This window comes from Nostoc foliaceum FACHB-393 (assembly GCF_014698505.1).
GTDB lineage: Bacteria > Cyanobacteriota > Cyanobacteriia > Cyanobacteriales > Nostocaceae > Nostoc > Nostoc foliaceum_A.
Genome location: NZ_JACJTD010000024.1, coordinates 89,270 through 110,719, shown reverse-complemented (window position 1 = coordinate 110,719; position 21,450 = coordinate 89,270). Strand labels below are relative to the sequence as shown.

At 41.9% G+C, this 21,450-nt stretch carries 15 protein-coding genes; 9 read left to right on the top strand and 6 right to left on the bottom strand.

Annotation, left to right across the window (positions count from 1 at the left end; genetic code table 11):
- Positions 1 to 49: 49 nt before the first annotated feature.
- Complete coding sequence (locus H6G92_RS20405) at positions 50 to 2,059, bottom strand: hypothetical protein (RefSeq protein ID WP_190895420.1); 2,010 nt, start codon at positions 2,057 to 2,059, stop codon at positions 50 to 52.
- A 661-nt stretch (positions 2,060 to 2,720) separates the two neighbouring features.
- On the opposite strand from H6G92_RS20405, the gene H6G92_RS20400 reads away from it, so the two are divergent.
- The 7 genes from H6G92_RS20400 (at position 2,721) to H6G92_RS20370 (ending at position 10,756) form a co-directional block, all read left to right on the top strand.
- The gene (locus H6G92_RS20400; protein ID WP_190895419.1) at positions 2,721 to 4,115 is read left to right on the top strand and encodes an NADH:flavin oxidoreductase; all 1,395 of its coding nucleotides are present in this window, start codon (positions 2,721 to 2,723) and stop codon (positions 4,113 to 4,115) included.
- Between the two features lie 66 nt (positions 4,116 to 4,181).
- Positions 4,182 to 5,657 carry a c-type cytochrome gene (locus H6G92_RS20395; protein WP_190895418.1) on the top strand — a complete coding sequence of 492 codons (1,476 nt, stop codon included), beginning with the start codon at positions 4,182 to 4,184 and terminating at the stop codon, positions 5,655 to 5,657.
- A 10-nt stretch (positions 5,658 to 5,667) separates the two neighbouring features.
- A complete protein-coding gene (locus H6G92_RS20390; RefSeq protein WP_190895417.1) occupies positions 5,668 to 6,093 on the top strand; it encodes a hypothetical protein in 426 nt (141 codons plus the stop codon).
- A gap of 75 nt (positions 6,094 to 6,168) precedes the next feature.
- On the top strand, positions 6,169 to 7,602 hold the full coding sequence (locus H6G92_RS20385; RefSeq protein WP_190895416.1) for a c-type cytochrome: 1,434 nt from the start codon (positions 6,169 to 6,171) through the stop codon (positions 7,600 to 7,602).
- A 95-nt stretch (positions 7,603 to 7,697) separates the two neighbouring features.
- Positions 7,698 to 9,338 carry a lipoxygenase family protein gene (locus tag H6G92_RS20380; protein ID WP_190895415.1) on the top strand — a complete coding sequence of 547 codons (1,641 nt, stop codon included), beginning with the start codon at positions 7,698 to 7,700 and terminating at the stop codon, positions 9,336 to 9,338.
- Between the two features lie 47 nt (positions 9,339 to 9,385).
- Entirely contained in the window at positions 9,386 to 9,694 is a 309-nt protein-coding gene (locus tag H6G92_RS20375; protein WP_190895414.1) for a putative quinol monooxygenase, read from the top strand.
- A gap of 12 nt (positions 9,695 to 9,706) precedes the next feature.
- Entirely contained in the window at positions 9,707 to 10,756 is a 1,050-nt protein-coding gene (locus H6G92_RS20370; RefSeq protein WP_190895413.1) for a saccharopine dehydrogenase family protein, read from the top strand.
- A 534-nt stretch (positions 10,757 to 11,290) separates the two neighbouring features.
- Here H6G92_RS20370 and H6G92_RS20365 read toward each other — a convergent pair.
- Complete coding sequence (locus H6G92_RS20365; protein ID WP_190895412.1) at positions 11,291 to 12,856, bottom strand: cation:proton antiporter; 1,566 nt, start codon at positions 12,854 to 12,856, stop codon at positions 11,291 to 11,293.
- A gap of 131 nt (positions 12,857 to 12,987) precedes the next feature.
- Here H6G92_RS20365 and H6G92_RS20360 point away from each other — a divergent pair, with 131 nt between their 5' ends.
- Together H6G92_RS20360 and H6G92_RS20355 are read left to right on the top strand one after the other, a co-directional pair.
- On the top strand, positions 12,988 to 13,989 hold the full coding sequence (locus H6G92_RS20360) for a DUF389 domain-containing protein (protein WP_190895411.1): 1,002 nt from the start codon (positions 12,988 to 12,990) through the stop codon (positions 13,987 to 13,989).
- 51 nt (positions 13,990 to 14,040) lie between these two features.
- Positions 14,041 to 15,594 carry a cation:proton antiporter gene (locus tag H6G92_RS20355; RefSeq protein ID WP_190895410.1) on the top strand — a complete coding sequence of 518 codons (1,554 nt, stop codon included), beginning with the start codon at positions 14,041 to 14,043 and terminating at the stop codon, positions 15,592 to 15,594.
- A 33-nt stretch (positions 15,595 to 15,627) separates the two neighbouring features.
- Here H6G92_RS20355 and H6G92_RS20350 read toward each other — a convergent pair whose 3' ends face one another.
- From H6G92_RS20350 to infC, 4 genes are all read right to left on the bottom strand, one after another.
- Positions 15,628 to 16,173 (bottom strand): DUF3124 domain-containing protein, encoded by a 546-nt coding sequence (locus H6G92_RS20350; RefSeq protein ID WP_190895409.1) that lies wholly within the window; start codon positions 16,171 to 16,173, stop codon positions 15,628 to 15,630.
- Positions 16,174 to 16,248: 75 nt separating this feature from the next.
- Complete coding sequence (locus tag H6G92_RS20345) at positions 16,249 to 16,926, bottom strand: potassium channel family protein (RefSeq protein WP_190895408.1); 678 nt, start codon at positions 16,924 to 16,926, stop codon at positions 16,249 to 16,251.
- Between the two features lie 189 nt (positions 16,927 to 17,115).
- On the bottom strand, positions 17,116 to 20,121 hold the full coding sequence (locus H6G92_RS20340; protein WP_190895407.1) for an MFS transporter: 3,006 nt from the start codon (positions 20,119 to 20,121) through the stop codon (positions 17,116 to 17,118).
- Between the two features lie 350 nt (positions 20,122 to 20,471).
- The gene (gene infC / locus H6G92_RS20335; RefSeq protein ID WP_012412604.1) at positions 20,472 to 21,005 is read right to left on the bottom strand and encodes a translation initiation factor IF-3; all 534 of its coding nucleotides are present in this window, start codon (positions 21,003 to 21,005) and stop codon (positions 20,472 to 20,474) included.
- Positions 21,006 to 21,450 lie beyond the last annotated feature (445 nt).

Sequence of the window (21,450 nt, the reverse complement as noted above, 5' to 3'; positions counted from 1 at the left end):
TTAATCTGGGAACGAGTACTTGCAATGCAGAACATCTAGACAACTTGTCTTAGAAAGTTTTCACGAACTCAATTAGGGCTTTCTTGTCTTGATCTGGTAGATTGGAGCCAAAATAATGACCCTCATCTTCAACGAAGTCAGGAGATTTGTTAGCTCTTAAAAGCACGCGTGCCAACTTACCCTTAATTCCATCCTTGGGTTTCAAGTCCTGAAAAAGGTTGCTGATATTAAGAGATGTAATCGCCTCTCTAATATTGATACTTGCTAGCAAATTCACAGGTGTACCTTTAGGAATAGGAATCCTAAATCTAGGATTCGGATCTCCTGGGGGAAGCTCTAATTTGGTATCTTTAGTTGTTCTGCTGATAATTCCTTCACGCTTTTCAGGCCACAACAGCTTTTCCATAGCATCCGTATAGGCTTCTACACGCCCTTTTACTGAAGGATCTTCATTGTAAAGTCCTAGTGTATTGTTGTGCAGAAGTGGTGCTGTTGCCCAAATACTAACTAGCGAAGGTGTGCGGTAATATCCCAAACCGCCGTCTGGTATCTTAAATTCGATGGGTTTTTTCTCATCGAAAGGGTTGTACAGAGTCAATGTTCCTGGTGATGGCAGTTCTTTGTAGGTCTTCGACGAGAACTGATCCCAAATATGCCCCTTAGTGGCATTTGTTCCCAGCGATCGCGCCGCATTAGTGCCAATTAGTGTCACTGGATAACGCTGGTCATCAGACAAGAAGTTGTGGTCTAAAAAATTACTACTGAGTACAGACTCTTCATACCATTTCTGAGCCTGTTCGGGGTCAACAGCGATCGCAGCCGATGGCTTTTTGCTGGAATGGCAACCAGCACAAGTGCTAGCAAAAACCAGTTTGCCACGTTTGAGAACTTCCTCATCTTTAGTCAAGAACTCTTCACCACCTGGTGCATCTTTTAGGTGCATCGGCTTGATGGTTTTTAAGAATGCTTCCGCATCAGCCATGCGTGCTTCTGTTTGTCTCCACCCTTCGCACTCCTTCCGCGCCTTTTCGATATCAAAAGGTTTTTGGGGAGTTCTGCCTAATAAAGGCTCATGGAGAGTTGTCCAGTAATCGCCACACATCCCAATGTTGACGTAGACGCGTAGTGAGGCATTTGCCACTCCTGTAGAGTCCGCGCCATCTTTGAGAATATGATTAACATCCTGAGTTGAACCATCGTTCATTACCTCTGGATATGTGGGGCGATCGCCTAAATTAAAAATGGCATTGATCGCATTCGGATTATTGATGTGATCGTTACCAATCCGAGAAGTATCAGAGGTACCCGGTCTCTGAGAGTCAAGTACTTGCTTAACAAAACTATTGTCCCTAACGCTGGATGCAAATAATTTGTTTTCTTTGATGTACTGATTACCCAATGCTGCTACGAGGTTTTCCCATTTCGGATGTTCCTTGTCTTTCGGTGGGTTGAGAGGATCTAATGCTACATGACAGATGGCGCAAGACTGCCCAATCACGTAGGGAGGCTCAACTTGTGAAGTTTTGGCATATTCAACAGGGTTCCATTTTGCCGAGTCGAAGTTGGGGTTTTGGAACTTACGCAACCCAATAACGCCGGTTGAAAGTGGGTCTTTACACTTATCTAGCCACAAACCGTATTCATCTGGTGTTGTTGCTTTTTCACATCCAGGATCGTTAATTGCGCCATAGCGTTGGAATCGCTCGTCATGCACACGCGAGTCAATTAGCTTTAGTAAGTCAACACCACCATGTGTTCGCTTCGCTAAATCACGATAGTACTTGGCGTTACCGCCAGTCCATAAGTACCAGGTGCAACGACCCCGTTTCTCGGCATCTGTCAAATTCTCCGTTCTGTATTCTGGGAGATAACCGATACCTTCACAGTTATCAGGGTATTCAGATACACCCGTATTAGGATAACTATTACTTAGTGGCGCAGGTGTTTCGCTATACTCGTCGGCTAGAGCTGTAGGCGTTCCATAAAAGCCGCAGACTATAAACATAGTCACGAATAGCAGGAGCAGACAGCCCTTAAAAATTAGACTTGTCTTTTTCATAAAACTCTCTTAAACCTTTTTCACTGCACCTCAGTTTACAGAGGTACACTAATGCTCCATCATTGATTTCCCATTTTCCGGATTTAGCATTGGGATACTTTTGATGATTTAAAATGTACCTGACTGAGGCTCGTTATATATGAAGTTACTACACAAATTTGCAAAACGTCATCAATAAACTTTTATACATTTATAAATCAAAAATTTAAAAAATTGTAAACTAACAATGGTGTTGAATAACCAATTTGCTATGGTTATAACGATTCCCTGCATAGTGGGTTGAGTTTGTAACAAATTGTTAGAAGCTAATTTTAAGATTGCCTTAACCTTTCAAGAGAAATAAAAGGCGAAAATTTTCACTTTTTTTAAGATTTTGTTGGTTAATGCTGTAGGTTTACAAACGGCAAAAGACTTTATATAACTGTAAAAACCAATAAGGATAAACTTCCATGCTGAAATTTGGTAGCCAAATCTAAGTAACAAAAACTTAATATTTGGCGTTCGCATCCGAAAACCTGCACTGTGGATTTGTAGACATAAACAATTACCATCCTAGAGACATTGGAAATAGCAGTCTTCTGGAGAGGTTATTAGTGCTAGGAAAATTCTCATACCTAATTAATTTTATTGGCGATACAACAAAATAAAAACAGAGGAACACATGGAAAGTGATATTATTTTCGAGCCATTGAAATTCCGTAACCTCACAGTCAAAAATCGGATTTTTCGCTCTAGTATTTCTGGAAGATGGGATAACTATGATGGTTCAGGTACCCAAGCCCGAATCAACTGGGAAGAAAAGTTTGCTCGTGGTGGTGTAGGGGCTATTATTAGTTCCTTTGTCCCAGTCACTATCCGGGGACGAATTATGCCTAATTACGCGACCATTGACTGTGATGAGCGCATTCCTTTCTGGCGAAAAGTAGGCGAAAAAGTCCATGAATATGACTGTAAATTTATCTTGCAATTAAGTCATTCTGGGCGACAGCAAGACATTGGCGGTATAGAAAACTTAGGAAAAAAAGCGTTAAGTTCTACCAGCCAAACTGAGCCATTCCACGGCTTTTTGTGTCAAGCAATGACACTAGCAGAAATTAAAGAAACAATTCAATACTTTGCCGATGGTGCTAGACGTGCCCGTGAAGCAGGTTTAGATGGAGTAGAATTGCACAGTGCAAATGGATATCTTTTTAACCAATTTCTCAGTTCTGGAATCAACGACCGTCAAGATGAATACGGTGGTTCGTTAGAGAATCGAGCGCGGTTTTTGCTAGATGTAATTAAAGCAATCCGTAAAGAAGTAGGCAACGACTTTCATTTGCAATTTAAAATTAGTGCCGTTGACTATAACAACGCCGTCACCTTTTGGGAAAAGCCAGGTAATACCATAGAAGATTCTATCCAAGTTTGTAAATGGGCAGAAGAAGCTGGGGCTGATGGGGTGCATGTATCAACTGGTAGCTTATTTCCTCATCCACTCAATCCCATTGGTGATTTTAATTTTGATATTATTTCTAAAACTTATGACGCTATGTTGTCGAGTGGCGTTGAAACCACACGCAACTACATTTTATTTCGCAAATCATTTTTACACCCACTTTTCAATTGTTTATGGAACCGCGTGAAAAAGCAATTGCCTCCCCAGGCATTTAGTGGTGATGATATAAAAGACCCGAAAATCAAGCAGTTACTGGCAGAGAACCAAGGCAGAAACTTGCTAGATTCCAGAGAAATTAAAAAGCACGTTAATATTCCCGTATTATGCACAGGTGGTTTACAGCAGGCTTCTTATATTCGTCAAGCAATTAATGATAAATATTGCGATGGCGTTACAATGGCTCGTACCCTCATTGCTAACAATGACTTAGTTAAATCCTTTAAAGAAGGTAAAGACCTTGCAGATAAACCGTGTACTTATTGTAATAAATGTCTGTTAAATGTAATTGAAAACCCCTTAGGTTGTTACGAGCAGGATCGTTTCAATAGCTATGAAGAAATGATGGAAGAAGTAATGTCAGTCTTTCATCCAACTCAGTTTGCAAATTCATCTAAGTAAAAAAGCGATGGGTATCAGATTGACAATTTCGCTTACAGATAATTTCGGCAATATAGGGAGTGTTTTATGACTGAACAAACTAACCCTACCCTACTTTCTATCCCACTCAAGGGAATAAAGAGTATCTTCAAGCGGATTTGGGTTGTGATTGTGGGCGTTGTAGCAGTAGCAGTCTTTTTATTGTGGCCTGTTTTATCTAACTCCCCAGTAGATTATGCTGACATTGAAAACCACTTTAAATATGGTTCAATCGGCAGCGAACCCATCAATGGCATCCCTTACTGGGTTTGGAAAGTTTTACCAGAGTTATTTCCAGATAAATTACCTGGAAAAGGTTATACTTCTCTGGGATTTATCAAAGAACCTGACAAAGATTTACCTATAGGTTTTTCGCAACGGAGAGTCTTTATTGATCGAGTTGGGTTGAATTGTGCTGTATGTCATACAGGGACGCTACGAGATACCCCCAATAGCGAACATCAAGTCATCACCACGATGCCTGCTAATGTGCTTAATTTGCAGGGATATATCAAATTCTTATCAGCAGTTGGTGTGGATGAACGCTTTACTGCTAATCGGATGTTGCCAGAAATAGAAAAAATTAGTGGTGGTCTAAATCCCGTTGAAAAATTACTTTATCGCTTCATTGCAATTCCTCAAACTAGAGATGCGCTAATTAATCAGGCATCTCGGCTTAAGTTTGTTGAAGAACAACCAGATTGGGGGCCAGGAAGAGTAGATACTTTTAATCCTTATAAAGCAATTCAATTCCATTTCCCAATGGATAAATTGCGTCAGGATGAACTTATTGGTACTTCTGATTTCCCCTCAGTTTGGAACCAAAAACCGCGCGAGGGATTGCAATTACATTGGGATGGTAATAATACTTCCGTTGATGAACGTAATAAGAGTGCAGCTTTAGGCACCGGAGTCACACCCACAACAATTGATTTACCTCGGATTCAGCGAGTTGCCGATTGGCTTTGGGAACTACCACCACCAAAATATCCCTACGAAGTTAACGAAACTATAGCAGCGAAGGGAGAACAGCTTTTTGAAAGTAATTGCGCTAGTTGTCATGCTTTTGGTGGCGCTCATACAGGCAAAGTTGTACCAATTCAAGAAATTGGGACAGACCCCCATCGTCTCGATTCATATACCTACGAAACGATGTCTAACCAAAATACGCTGTATACAGGCTATCCGTGGCGATTTACAAATTTCCGCAAGACGAATGGTTATGCAAATATGCCTCTTGATGGTGTTTGGTTACGTGGCCCTTATCTGCACAATGGCTCAGTCCCCACCTTACGGGATTTGCTAGAAACACCAGAAAATAGACCTAAAGAATTCTATCGTGGCTATGACGTGATCGATAGAGAAAAAGTTGGCTTTGTGTCTGATGTAGGTGGAGAAAACGGTAAAAAATACTTTAAGTTCGATACAACAAAGGCTGGAAATAGTAACAGTGGCCACTTATACGGCACTGATCTTCCCACAGAAGATAAAGATGCACTAGTTGAGTATATGAAGAAGCTTTAAAAGGAGAAAAATGAATACTTACGCGAAATGGTTTAGTCGCATTACTTGGCTCGGTATTATTGTTAATATGTTTTTTGTCATTCCCTCTTGCTTCTTTCCAGAGCTAATGCTGACGTTCCTCCACATGCAGATACCTGTGCCAATTATCTGGGTGCGTGCTGCGGGAATGCTGTTATTTATTATTAGTGCATTTTATATCCCTGGAGCAATTGATCCATATCGATATCAGGCAACAGCATGGATATCAATATTTCCTTCAAGAGCTTTTGGATCAACGTTTTTTATTTGTGCAGTATTTTTATTTGGTCAAGATAAAGGCTTTTTATCCATTGCCTTTGTAGACCTGTTTTTTGGATTAGCCGAATTAATTTTTCTGACACTAGCAATGCGTAATCAAAACGCCATTGCTACAACTCCAGTAAAGCAATTTTCCTAATTTTATCTCTAGCCTAGTGTGGGTATATTGCCTGCACTACAAATAGATTCTTCTGCAAAGGAGCAAGAGAGTGCCATGACAATACTCAAAGATAAAATAGGTAGGGTAATCACAAGCATTGTTTTAGTTGTGATCCTTTTAGTTGGTGTAGTAGGGTATGTGGGATGGTATAACCTTTTTCGAGAGGTTCCCACTTATTATGAATCCCCTGAAGAACACTTTAAATATGGTTCTATTGGCACAGAAGAAGCACAAGGTGTTCCCTATTGGATTTGGATGGTACTACCACGAATATTCCCTGATAAGTTACCAGGACCAGGTGGTTATACTTCCTTGGGAATCACATGGGAAGAGGGTAAAGAAATGCCAGTTGGCTTTACAAAAAAAACCATCGGCTTCCCTCGTGTCGGTATAACTTGTGCTGTTTGCCATACCGCCACCTATAGAAAAACAGAGAAAGATAAACCCACAATTGTCGCCGCAGCCCCTGCTAATAAGTTTGATTCACAAGGCTATTTACGATTTTTGAGTGCAAGTGCTGGTGATTCCAGATTTACGGCAGATTATATCCTTGATGAAATCAAATATAACTATCGGCTTTCTTGGTTAGAAAATTTACTTTATCGCTATGTGCTAATTCCTCAAACTAAGAAAGCGCTGCTGCAACAAAAAGAAGACTATAGTTGGACAGATTCCCGTCCTAACTGGGGCCCTGGTCGAATTGACCCTTTTAACCCGGTTAAATTCAATACTTTAAAGTTGCCCAAAGATAACACTATCGGCAACTCTGATATGATGCCTCTTTGGAATCAAAAGATGCACAAAGGGTTTGCTCTCCATTGGGATGGTTTAGAAACTTCACTAACAGAAACTGTTCAAACTGGAGCAATTGGTGACGGTGCTACCAAAAAATCACTTCCTGTAGCTGATTTACAGCGGGTAGAAGATTTTATTCAAGAACTACCACCTCCCAAATATCCATTTGCTATTGATGAGCAAGTGGCTACAAAAGGAAGCCAAATTTTTGCTAATACTTGTGCATCTTGTCACGCTTTTGGTGGAGAAAGAACAGGTACTGTCATCCCTGTGGAAGAAGTGGGAACTGACCGCCATCGGTTAGATATGTGGACACAGGAAGGAGCAGATACTTACAATCATTTTGGTGATGGCTACCCTTGGGACTTTAAAAACTTACGCAAAACTAATGGGTATGTATCTGTTTCCCTAGATGGTTTGTGGTTAAGAGCGCCATATTTACATAATGGTTCAGTCCCATCTCTACAAGATTTGTTAGAAAAACCAGAAAATCGTCCTCAGGTTTTTTATCGAGGATATGATGTCTACGATCCAAAAAAAGTTGGCTTTATTACTGAGGGAGATGAGGCCAAGGCTGTAGGTTTTAAATACGATACAACCGTAACTGCTAATTCCAATCAAGGGCATGTTTATGGAACTGATTTATCTGGTGAAGATAAAAAAGCTTTGATTGAATATCTTAAAACCCTGTAATTAAACTGGGGAATAAATCATAAGAAAATGATTTAGCAACGTTCTGATGTTAATGATTTACTACCAAATCATAAATACCTGAATTGGAGATAATTATGAAACCCTACTTACCGCAGAACGATCCAAATAGTAGTTATCGAACAAGTTCGCTCGATAAAAATCGAGAAGAGTACAATTTTAATTATGATTATCTGGCTCCTATTCCAGTAATCGATAAAGTGCCTCACAAGGAAATATTTTCAGCGGAATATACTGCTAAACGCTTGGCAAGTATGGCAACTTTGGTACCAAATATGTTGGCTGCCAAAACCAGAAACTTCCTAGATCCGCTGGATGAATTGGAAGAATATGAAGACCTTTTGCCACTACTATCAAAACCCGATGTCATAAAGAATTACAAAACAGACTCGTGTTTTGCTGAACAACGACTCTCTGGAGCAAACCCATTAGCTATCCGAAGAATTGATGTATTGCCTGATAATTTTGCTGTAACTGATTACCATTTTCAGAAGGTTGCAGGTACAGAATTTACTTTAGAAAAGGCACTCAAGGAAGGTAAGCTGTATTTCTTAGATTACCCTTTGCTCTCTGATATTCAAGGTGGTGTCTACAATAATATTAAAAAGTACCTTCCCAAACCGCAGGCTCTATTTTACTGGCAAAGTAATGATAGTCATAATGGCTGTTCTCTAGTGCCTGTTGCTATCCAGATTAATCATGACTCTGGCACAAATAGCCTGATTTATACACCAGATGACCCCCATTTAGATTGGTTTTTGGCAAAAACCTGCGTCCAAATTGCTGATGGCAACCATCAAGAATTGGGTAGTCATTTCGCTTATACCCATGCAGTTATGGCTCCGTTCGCGATTGTCACTGCGCGGCAACTAGCAGAAAATCATCCCATCGCTTTACTGTTAAAACCCCATTTCCGTTTCATGCTATTTGATAACGATTTGGGACGCACTCAGTTTTTACAGCCTGGTGGGCCGGTTGATGAGTTTATGGCAGGTTCATTGGCAGAATCTGTTGGATTTGTGGCGAAGGCTTATGAAGAATGGAGTGTAGAAAAGTTTACCTTTCCTCGGTTAATAAAAAGTCGTCAAACAGATGACCCAGCAATTTTACCGCACTTTCCTTTCCGGGACGATGGCATATTAATCTGGAATGCCGTCGAAAAGTTTGTGGCTGAATACTTGCAACTCTATTACAAAAATTCACAGGATCTCAGTGATGACTATGAATTGCAAAATTGGGCTAGGGAATTAGTTGCCCAAGATGGTGGTAGGGTCAAAGGAATGCCAGCCAAGATTGAGACTCTAGAACAACTAATTGAAATCATTAGTGTAGTAGTCTTCACTTGCGCTCCTCTACACTCTGCTTTGAATTTTTCTCAGTACGAATATATGGCTTTCGTACCCAATATGCCCTATGCAGCCTACCACCCAATTCCAGAAACTAAGGGTGTGGACTTGGAAACTATCTTGAAGATACTTCCTCCCTTTAAACAAGCTGCCGATCAGGTGATGTGGACTGAGATTTTAACATCGTTTCATTATGACAAATTAGGTTTTTATGATGAGGAGTTTGCTGATCCATTGGCGCAGGAAATTGTGGTGCAATTCCAACATAATTTGCATGAAATAGAACGGCAGATAGACATCAGAAATCAAACTCGTCCCATACCTTATAACTACCTTAAGCCTTCGCAAATTATTAACAGCATCAATACTTAAGTTAGTTTTCCAGACTTAAGTTAGTTTTCCAGAAAAGAGGAATAACAATGTCAAATCAGCAAGTAACCGTCACCGCTCGACTAAAAGTGAAGCCGGGTTTAGAGGATAAATTCAAGCAGGAATTCCAACCCGTAATAGCTCTTACCCTTACAGAAGAAGGTTGTATTAATTACGATTTACATCAATCTGTTGAAGATCCATCTTTGTTTCTGTTGCATGAAAACTGGGTTAGCCAGGAAATTTTAGCTCAACACCTAGAGCAGCCGTATATTAAAGCTTTGGGGGAAAAGTCAGGACAATTTTTGGTTGAACCACCTGATGTCAGGTTATGGCAGCAGATTGTGAACAATTCCTAGCTGGTGATAATAATGACATCAAGGGTGTTATTGTATGGTGCAACTGGCTATGCTGGAAAACTGATTGCTACATCAGCTAAAAATAACGGACTGGAATTAATTTTGGCTGGACGTAATCAAAGTTTACTGGCAGCAGTAGCCAATGAATTAAGTTTGGACTTTCGGGTTTTTGGCTTAGATGATCCGCAGGCGATCGCTCGCTCTCTTGAGGATATAATCGCTGTCATCAACTGCTCTGGGCCTTTCTCCAAAACCTCAAAGCCACTTGTCGATGCCTGTCTCCAAACTAAAACTCATTATTTAGACATAGCTGGCGAAGTACCTGAATTTCAGGTGCTACAAGCACGAGATACTAAGGCTAAAAGTGCAGGGATAATGCTTCTCCCTGGTGTGGGATTTGGGGTTGTCCCTACTGATTGTGTAGCTGCTTATCTCAAAGATAAGTTAGCGATGGCAACACGACTGATTTTAGTCTATGAAACAGTAGGGGGTGTATCTCAAGGAACGGCAAATACTGTACTGCCAACTTTACATCACATGGGGGTAATTCGAGAAGCAGGTAAGCTCATCCCATCTAGACCAGCATGGAAAAAGCGTAAAATTGATTTTGGTTATGGGCCGGTAACAGCAGTAACAAACCCTTGGCGTGCTGATATTATTACTGCGTTTCAGACTACGGGTATTCCCAATATTGAGGTTTATACCGTATTTCCTAATCCTGTGCGCTTCCTGATGGAGTCGAGCCAGTATTTGGGATGGTTATTTAACTCGTCTTTATTCCAAAGTGCTTTAGCAAGTCTAATTAAAACTCTACCCACTGGGCCAACGGCGGCAGAACGAGCCAAAGGTCAAGTTAGAGTAATTGGTATTGCTGAAGATGAAACTGGTCAACAAGTAACTGCAAAGCTCTTGGGGCCGGAAGCATACGATTTTACGGCATTGGCGGCTGTAGCAGTTATCAAACGGGTAATTAAAGGCGAAGTTAAGGTAGGATTCCAGACTCCTGCATCTGTATATGGGGCAGATTTTGTCCTTGAGATTCCGGGAGTTATCGGGTTCTAGTAAGGATATAACAGAAAGCCGGGTTTTTTCGCTATCAAACTTAAAAAACCCGGCTTTTTTTGTGGAATTGGGAAAATAGTATAAATGCGGTTTGGTTAATACCATTTTGCTACGAAGATGCACTTAATATTTATTAAACGAACCGCCAAGTACGCCATTGCGCAGCGTCTCGTAGAGAAGGGAGAAGGAGCAATCATTAAGTGCAAGTTTGCAGACAATTGGTTAGGACTTACGCAAAATATCTCTCATATCATGTCCGGTAAAAGACTTATCATTAAGACCGCATTTCTCGCTGGGGGCAGGGAGCAGGGGGAAAGAGAGTTTTAAGATTTTTGCATAGATGCCCTGAATAATAACTAATTAAGCGGACATGATATCAAACTCTCATTTATCCGTGCCCTCTGCGGTAGCCTGCGGCAAGCCGCTTTGCGTCTACATGATTCCGTAACTCGTGCGTAAGTCCTATTACTATAAGATATAGTCCTTCAAGACTCCACGCTTAAGATTGCTGAATTCTGGCTTCTGAATTCTTCTTCAATGAGATTGATTATTCTGCAAAACATCCTCAAGCATAGATGCTAATTCTTTATTTAACCGACCAGACCTGACAAATTCTGCATAAGTATCTGCCTCAATTGCCAACAGTTCTCCTCGGAACTGTTCAGTTGTAAAACTCTGAAGATTGGGATATTCACCCTGTAATTTGTCAATTTCTATCCGTAAATCTGCAAGTTCGCCTTTGATTAGTGTCTCTTGATAACGGCGAAATTCTGGGTCAATACCGGGGCGTTGGTCTGCCTGGAGATGTTCTAGAACGCGTTCTAAAGCTACATGACGGGCAACGAATTCTAAATATTGCTCACGCAAGGGTGCATCACCTAGCAAATTGAGTTTTTCCAGCAAAGGTTTGATGGTCAATCCCTGAACAAGTAGAGTAAATAAAACTACTCCAAATACCGTAGCAATGATTTTTTCTCGCTCTGGAAGTATCGTCGATACACTCAATGCCAGGGCAATGGAGACGGAACCGCGTAACCCACCCCACCATAGGATAGTTTGTTCTGGTAAAGAAATGTCCGATTTGGTGATGCTAGTACTCAATTTGCTGAGAATATAAATACCAACTGCCCGCATCACAATCATTGCTGCCACTGTCACCATTATGATTTGCAGGTTTTCGCCTAAACTAGCAAAGCGTATTTGGTCGCCAATTAGCAAGAAGACAATGGAGTTGACAAAGAACGCCAGAAATTCCCAAAATTCGGAAACAATAATCCGGGTGCGGGGATTCATACCGATACGAGAGCCAAAGTTGCCTAAAATCAAACCTGTGGTCACAACTCCAATTACCCCAGAACCGCCTAAATCTTCAATGATCAGGTAAGTACCATAAGCGGAAACTAGAGTTAAGGATTGTTCCACCAAGGGCAAATCGAAGCGCTGGGTGAGGTAGGAAATACCAAATCCGATAAAAGCTCCCACCGCTACACCGACGCCAACAACTGTAAATAACTGCAATAAAATTGGCTGGAATTCCAATTCTACAGTTCCCAAAGATAACGCCACCAAAAAGCCAAAGGCAACTACAGCCATGCCATCATTGAACAAGCTTTCGCCTTCCATTAAGGTGACAAGACGACTATCTACACCCAGTTCACGAAACAAAGCGGTGACAGAAACAGGGTCAGTGGCAGATAGGCTGGCTGCAATGAGTAAAGCTGTAGTTAGGGAAATACCAACGAGTTGATTGAGAGCGATCGCTACCCCTGCGATCGCTATTACCACCCCGAACACTGCATACAAGCAAATTGGCACTAAATCCCGCTTCAGTTCTGACCATTTCAAATTCCATGCGGCTTCAAATAGCAGCGGTGGTAAAAAAATGAACAAAATTAATTCCGGGGAAAGGGTTACTAAACGGACATCGACTAACGCCAAACCTAACCCGACAATCACCAGTAGCAAGGTGTAAGGTATATGGCGAAACCAGCTAAATATCTGCGGTAGTGTCGCTACACCTAGAGACACCGAAAGTACTAGCAAAAACTGCTTGAGATTGTTTGTAATGACTTCTTCAGCGATCGCTGATTCAAGCACCATAAGAAAATTCCTGGTATAATTTTGCCTTTATCCGCATCTGATTATTTTCAGATGACACCAGATCAATGTAAGACTTTAAATTAGCAAAGAATGAAGATTTGACAGTTAACCGAGTATTTAGGAGGAAGGTCTTGGGTAATAACATTCGAGACCGATTTAAAAATTTCCGCCGCCAGGGTTCGCAACCGGAACAACTCCAACAGCTACAAACAGACTTGCTGGCAGAATCAACCCTAGACTCAGCTTACATAATTTTGATTGTTAGCTCCTGTGCGATCGCTACTTTAGGTTTATTGTCCAACAGTGCGGCCGTGATTATTGGCGCGATGATCATTGCCCCTCTGATGTTGCCGATTCGCGGTTTAGCTTTTGGTGCTTTACAGGCAGATATTACTTTGTTTCGCAAGGGCGTAATTGCTGTAGCACTAGGCACTATATTAGCGGTAGCGATCGCCTTTACTCTAGGTTGGCTGGTGGGATTACCGAGATATGGTAGCGAGATTCTGGCTCGTTCGAGACCAACATTGTTAGATTTGGGGATTGCGGTAGCGGCTGGTGGTATCAGTGGCTACGCAAAAGTTGAGACGAAAATCTCTGCTAGTTTAGCAGGAACTGCGATCGCTGTTGCTCTTATGCCCCCCATCTGTGTGATTGGCTTAGGCTTGGCGCAAGGAAACTGGTCACTCAGTTTCGGAGCAACCCTACTTTATCTCACCAACTTGTTAGGTATTGCCCTCTCTTGTATGGTGACATTCTTAATAGCGGGTTACACCTCAATGGCGCGGGCGCGTCAACCCCTAATTTGGACTATGGCTTTGACAGCTATCCTGTTAATTCCCTTGGGAGTCAGCTTTGCCCGACTTGTAAGACAAGCGCAACTAGAAACCAGCTTACGACGGGCATTATTGAATCGAACTGTCACCTTTGGACGATTGCAGTTGCTTAACAGTAATACCAACTGGTTGACAAATCCCCCAGAAGTCCGTTTGAGTGTCCGAGCAAGAGAGCCTGTCACACCTCGCCAAGTAGAGTTATTAGAAGAATTTATTGAGCGAGAGATGGGGCAACCATTCACTCTAATTTTTGAAGTTGGTCAAGTGGAAGAAATCCGACGTTCCGAACCCACACCTTGAAGTTGCTAATGTAGCATCAGTAAAGTCAAGATAACTTTTAAGAACGTAATAGTGGATGTAACTCAATTAGTCAAAGTTTCAATTATTCTCTTACTCCTTGCTACAGGTGTAGCTCTACTATCCCGGCGGTTACGAATCCCTTATGTTACAGGTTTAGTATTAGCAGGTTTGCCAATCACTGAGTTATTGTCTCGGCCGATTGGTTTAAATCCAACCCTTGTTTTGAATCTTTTCCTGCCAATTCTTATCTTTGAAGCTGGTATTAATACAGATGTCAGCCGCCTACGCAGCACCTTTAAACCAATTGCCCTGCTGGCTGGGCCAGGGGCTGTGCTTTCTGGAGCTATTATTGCCGCCCTGTTGAAATTTGGGCTGGGGCTGAGTTGGATACCTGCCTTATTTGTAGGAGTAATTCTGGCAAACACTGATACTGTTTCCATGATTGCCGTTTTTAAGGAAATACCAGTACCCTCTCGGCTTTCCACCATCGTTGAAGGAGAAACCCTATTTAACGATGCTGCCGCCCTAGTTTCCTTCAACCTGATTTTGCAAGTATATTCAACAGGCTCACTCACATTTATAGAGGGAATCCAACAACTGCTATTTATCTCTCTAGGAGGGTGCGTTGTAGGCTTAGTCTTGGGCTACTTGAGTATACCCATATTCGCTCGTTTAGATGATGCTCTTGGCAGTCTTTTACTGACAGTCGCAGTTGCATTAGGAACTTTTCAGGTTGGGCAATTTCTCGGTGTATCGGGTGCTGTAGCCGTAGTTGTAGCGGGACTAATTTTCGGGAATTTAGGCCTTTCTCGCAATACTTCTGCTTCTAGTCGCATCACCTTGTTGAGTTTCTGGGAATATGCCAGTTTTACCGTCAACACCTTTATTTTTCTGCTAATTGGTGTAGAAATAGACCTAGTAACGCTTTGGAGAACTTTACCTGCAATTCTATTTGCAGTTTTGGCTTATCAAATCGGGCGAGTTCTTACAGTCTATCCTCTACTAGCAGGGATTCGTTTGATTGACCGTCCAATTCCATTGCGCTGGCAACATCTACTCTTTTTAGGTAACATCAAAGGTTCGCTCTCAATGGCTCTGGCGTTGAGTTTACCCACCACATTACCGGGGCGAGATATCCTCATCGCTTTAGTTTTTGGTAGTGTGCTGGTGTCGTTAGTTGGACAAGGTTTAAGTTTGCCTTGGGTGGTAAAACGCTTAAAATTATCTAAATTTTCAGAAGCTCAACAACAGGTTGAAGAATTGCAAGCCCAGTTGATGACGGGTAAGGCAGCGCAAGATGAATTAGATAGCTTGTTGAAATCAGGGGTGTTACCAAAAGCTGTTTATGAAGAGATGCGTTCAGCTTATCAGGTACGAATTGCCGGTGCAGAAAAGACACTCCGGGAACTTTATAATCGTCGTCCTGATGAGTTGGAAGGCAAAAGTGGCAACAGCACTAAACTTGATGCCATTCGCCGCCGTTTACTGCTGGCAGAAAAAGGAGCGCTCAATGAGGCAATGCGGAAGCGAATTCTCTCAGAAGAAATTGTGCGCGGGCGGATACAAACTCTTGATGAACAATTGCTGAAGTTAGAAGATGATTAAAATAATTCGTAATTCGTAATTCGTAATTCGTAATTACGGATTACGAATTTTTTTAATTACCCTACCAGGACTGATGAAAGAAATTCCCTGTTGAAAGTCAGTACCAATCATGACTGCCTCCACTATAGGTTCGGATATTTCTGTTTGGGATACCCACTCTACAATAAAGTTTGCTCCTAAACCTCCGCTGGTGTCATTTCTATTTACAAAAAAAGCTGTAGAAGCTAGTGCATCAAGTTGAATAGGACGTTCCAAATACTGTTTAACTAATTTCCCATCGGAGTTATGGTAGCGCACAGAAGTAATAATAATAGGATTGGTTAAGTCTGTATTCCGAATACTGAGCGTAACTGCTAACTCGAAAATTTCCTGGCGATTGTGATGATAAATATGTGAATAGACAGGAACATAAACAGTTTGACTGCTTGCTATCTTAAAATTCTGATCCAGTGTTACTATTTTTTGAGATGGGGTTGCTTGAATTGCATCGGGTTGTGACTTGGGTGGAATATTTGTTGATTTACAAGATGCAAGGAAAATAACAGCGATCGCTAAATAAAGATGTGGATACTGCTTCATCAAAACTATTTACGCAAATTGTTTATATATGTGTAACTAACCACACTTAATAAAGTGTTTAGATAGGAACTGCGCTCAACATCTTTGTTCAATAAAATCAATGACTTGATGTAAACATCCTGGTTTAGTCACAATTAGCACAGTTGAATGAGGTTCAAGTATTGTACTGCCGTTAGGAATCATCAAATCTTCGTGGGGATGGGGTTGATAGCCAATAATTAGCGAACCACTAGGAAATCGAGAATCCTGAGCAATTTCGGCAACGCTACGACCAGCAACATAGCAATTGTTGGGGATGGAAAGTTTCAGAACCTCAATCTGTCCCTGCTCAAAATGCATCATTGATTCTACTTGCGGATACTCAATGGCATTCACCATTGTGGAAACTGATAATTCAACAGTACTGATAATGTGGTTAGCTCCAGCTATACGTAGCGGTTCGGCAAAATCGGGGTGGCGCATCCGGCTCAAAATATGGGGGACACCGTAGTGTTTAGCAAGAGTTACCATTGCCAAGTTTAAGGCATCACTTCTGAGAACAGCTGCCAAGGAGCCGGCTTTGCGAATTCCAGCTTCTAACAATACTTCTGTACTCACAGCACTACCTTCAAAAGCCATTGCTCCCACTTGTTCACGGGCGTAGCGGCAAGCGGTAGGGTCAATGTCAATTACGGCAACAGTATGTCCTAGTTCTACTAGTTTCTGCGCTAAACTTAAGCCCACTAAACCGGCTCCACCTATGAGTACGTACATGGATCTTCCTAATATTCTTTGAATTTTTACTTCACTTTATAGGTTAACAAAATAGTCATTAGTGATTGAGCATTTGTTATGAATTCTGCTCCCTCGGCTTGCCCTGCTTCTACAGCAATTGGATGTTTTTTAATTTTAAATGTCTTAGCAACAATAGAAATAAACAAAATTATTTGAGCGGAGGTATTTTCAACTGTAATTTTTAAACTGATATTTTTCGAGCAACTCTTTAACTTGAGCGGCGACCAAAGGATGTGGATCTTTTTGCAATTGGGGGAGGATTTGCAGGAGAACGCGATGTGAAACCATATGTAAGTATGCGATCGCAGCTTCCCTAACAAAGCCTGTTGGATGACGCAAACTCACTAAAATCTCGGAACTTGTCAGCCGGATGCGAGTCACTTGAGCAAAATGAAAACAGCAAGCTAAACACCAGTCAGAAAGGAAGTTACCCAACATCAGCAATCTGTGGAGGCGATCGCTAACTACCATATTCTCATACTCTACGATCTTGGCTTCTACAAGATGTTGCAATTTTTCTGGCTGCGATCGGTTATCTAAAATATTCAGCAATAAAGACTTTGAAGACAAAGTTACGGTATGCTCTAAGATTTCTAACCCCCGCGCTAAGTTTACCACTGAGAGCGATCGCAGATTAAATGCTGCTGCCTGCATCTTTTCTGGTGAGTAAAGCAGTTTCAATAGCAGTAGCAGCCGCTCTTTGACATCCAATTCTAATTCTAAAAGGGCACGTTGCAATAACTCAGAGACGATCACAATTCTCTCACTAGATTGATAATTTTCTTTCTCGTCTAGTGTTTTGAAGTCAATATATGCGGCATAAATCTCGCCTAAAAATTTTAATTCCTGCCCAATTAAATTTTCTACCCGACTTTCATAAAATCGATCCACTAAACCTGTAATTCCTGGTTGTTTATGTATTTTTAGTAAGCTGCGAAGAATATGATCCCTAGTAGTACCCCAAGATGTTTCTAGGTTTTCCCATAAAGTCTCCAATGCTTCCTGGGTGCCAATTTGAGCAATGGTACGCCACGCGTACATCCGCACTACTTCTGGTTTGTAAGTATTGGTAGCCAACCGCAATAGCATTTCTACAGCTTCATTCTCCAATTTTACTAGGGCTGACATTGCTGTACTGCGGGTTGATTTGTAATAAAGTGCTGCAATCAGTGCGGAATAGTACTCTTCTAAATGGGTTGCTGCAATCATTTCCAATACGGCACAGCGCACCCGTAAAGACTCATCTTGTAATAAATTCGGGATGTGAATCCGCAACGCCTGCAAATAAACTGCTTCTCTGAGTGCTCTGACTCCATTTACCCGTTCCCGTTCTTGCTTATGAGTTAGCATCCGGCGCATAGTTTGGGTAGCTGCTACTTTTTGCATAGGCGTTCCTTGGCGTAAGACTAAAGCGGCGGCGGTAGCACGGATGAGTGAGTTTTGCCGGGGGTTCAGGTATCCTTCTAGCAGGCTTAAGTTGGGATTTGGTTCAGCCAGCCAAGCGTAGCGCAGCGCCAAGGCAAAAACTTCGGGGTTAGTTTCTTGGGATTCTTCTAACAAAGGACGGATGGCGGGTAGATAAGCAGGATTTACACCTCCTATCAGCATTACTTCCAAACTTTGGCGCTGCAAATCTGGGGTTAACTTGACTAGTAGAGGTGCTAAAACTTCTGCCGCTCCTTGAGAGTCAATTTGGGCTAAAAGTTCAATACAAGAACGTTTATCAGCCTCGCTGCCTTTTTCTGCTAAAGCTTTGACTACTCCTTGCTTGAAGAATTTTAAGCCTACATTGGTTGCACTCAGGTGACCTCGTGCCACACTTAAGACTAACAGTTCAACATAGCGCGATCGCAATTCCCAAACTACTTTTAAACAGGTGCCAGCTATCAGCATTGTTTCTGCTACTAACACCCACTTTTGCAGTGGTACAGGTACAAACCGCCCACAAAACAATAGAGTTGCAAAAATTAACGCTCCTGTCAAACCTGTAGCGATCGCTTCGGCGGTTCCGCCTGATAAAGTCTGCATCCGGCTACGAATTGCTTCTGGAATCGGTTGGTACAAGATGGGGCCACTACTCATGACAAAGGTGTAGCGCAGCAGTTCATCGAAAAATTTGACAATTATCAGACCCCAGAAAAAGCTTTGCGATTGGATGGCGGGAATTAAATGGAAGAATACCAGCACACCTGGTAATAAAAAGCCTACGGTGATTGGTAAAAGTGTAGCTGTGAAAAATACCCCCATCCGTTCGATGAGTCGGCTGGAAATAAACCACTGCAACAACAACTCACACAGTCCCAACATTCCACCAAAAAGACCTAAGAAGCTAGCGAGTTCTCGGTCGCCCAAATTGGATTGGAGTTCGCGCAGATACTGAAAATCTATTAACAACCCAATGACTTGCAACAAACCCACAAAGGCAAACAATTGCCAAACATAGCGCTTCAGCGGACTTTTAATGAAACGCTGTCGTGAAGCTTGTTCTTCAGGAATTAGTCTTTGTGGGGTTTCAGGAAACGCTGCTCGATAGTGATGAGTTAAATAGAATAGAATTCCCGACCCTAATAAAATCACTATACAAGCGATGAGGATGATCTTATTTAGCGAGGCGTATTGCACTAGCCAAGGCAAACTAAAGCCACTGATCACATCCGCTACCAAAAGTCCACTACTCACCAGTGGGTAAGTGCGCTTAATCTCCCGAATGTTAAATAGTTGGTTAGCGACGATGGAGGTGTTGAGGTCATTGACCACATAAAGGGCATCGACCCATAGCCGTAGCAGAAATACTGAAATGACTGCCAGGTAGGAAAAATGCGATCCCCAACGCAAGAAAACTAATAAAACCAATGGCATCAACATGCAAGGTGCGATCGCCACAATCACTCTGCGTAAGGGAAAAATCTTTTGTAGCCAAGAGTATAAAAAAACCAGTCCTGCACTCATAATGGCACTGGCAATATACATCCACGGCAGTAGGTTTGTCCCGTATTCATCCAAAAACAGTGCCACCGTACTGTCCTCTGCCCACCGTAATCCTACAGATACAGTAGTGTAAAAAACAAACATTAACTGAGTTCGTTCGCTCTCTTCTGGCCGGAGATTCACCCACTGTAGTAGTCGTGTTAGAGCACCTTTATTTGCAGCCAACCAGTGATTTTTCAGTTCCATGCAGTTTTAGTTTCTGGTAGTGTCACCGCGTAATTGGGAGCGGGGGGGCAGGGAGCAGGGAGAGCAGGGGAAGAAAATACTTCCTTGTCCTCCTTGTCCTCCTTGTCCTCCTTGTCTCCCTCGTCTCCTTGTCCTCCTTGTCTCCCTCATCCCTCGTCTCCTGGAAATAGCAAAAGTCCTGAGCAACTGAGTATTATGTTTCCCACTCAACCTTCAGGACTATCGATTTTAGATAAATTTAAACAACCTCAGGGCTTTGGGCGCATGTTGCATCCTAACTAAACATCAAAAAATCCCCTCGCTAAAAGCGAGGGGATTTTCAAACTTGGTCTATTAATACAGTTAGAAGATTATTTTTTGGGGGAGATGAGCATCATCATGTTTCGCCCTTCTTTTTTAGGCGCTTGTTGAAGCTCACCAAATGGCTCCAAATCCGTTGCCATTCGCTTTAGCAAATCTTCTGCTAGGTCGCTGTGTTGAATTTCTCGACCCCGGAACATCACAGTTGCTTTGACTTTATCACCATCTTTCAAAAAGCGCTCTGCTTGCTTAACACGCACGTTGTAGTCGTGTTCTTCTATTTTGTAGCGCATTTTAACTTCTTTGACATCAGCTGTGTGCTGCTTTTTCCGGGCTTCCCGCGCCTTTTTCTCCTGCTCAAACTTATATTTCCCGTAGTCCATAATCCGACAAACTGGCGGGTCAGCTTTGTCACTGATTAGCACCAAATCTAACTCTTTCTCTTCTGCTAGTTGTAGTGCTTCCTGTGGGGGCATAATTCCCAGTTGGGCACCGTCAGTGTCAATTACCCGAATTTTCGGGAAGCGAATTCGTTCGTTAATTTGGGGCAGATCGCGAGTTCTTTTCTTCTCAATCACAGGCATTATGATTTGTGGGAGCTCTTAATGAATGATTTGGTGTGGTCTTGATTGGTATGCCTCAGAGGCAAAATACGGAAATAACTCAGGACTGAAAACATAGTCTACAGTTCTAGAGTAACTAATCCATAAAATAGTTGCCTCCTTGTATTTGTCATTCTACTAACTCTCTGAGAATTTCTCTGCAATAGTTAATCTAAATTACACAACCTAGACTCATGTTAAATATTATTACAATTATTTAGCAGTACTTTTTGCGATGGCGTAACCGCCCACCGTAGGTGATCGCATCGAGCAACATCATATCCCTAGAATACCAAAATCACATATGCAGGACATCTAGCAAAAGTAATGTAACATATTACCTTACATACAGTAAGTCTAGTAGTATTGCTAGTCAAAAACCGCCGATCAATTTACTTAGCCCAACACTACGGGCAAAACTCAAAAA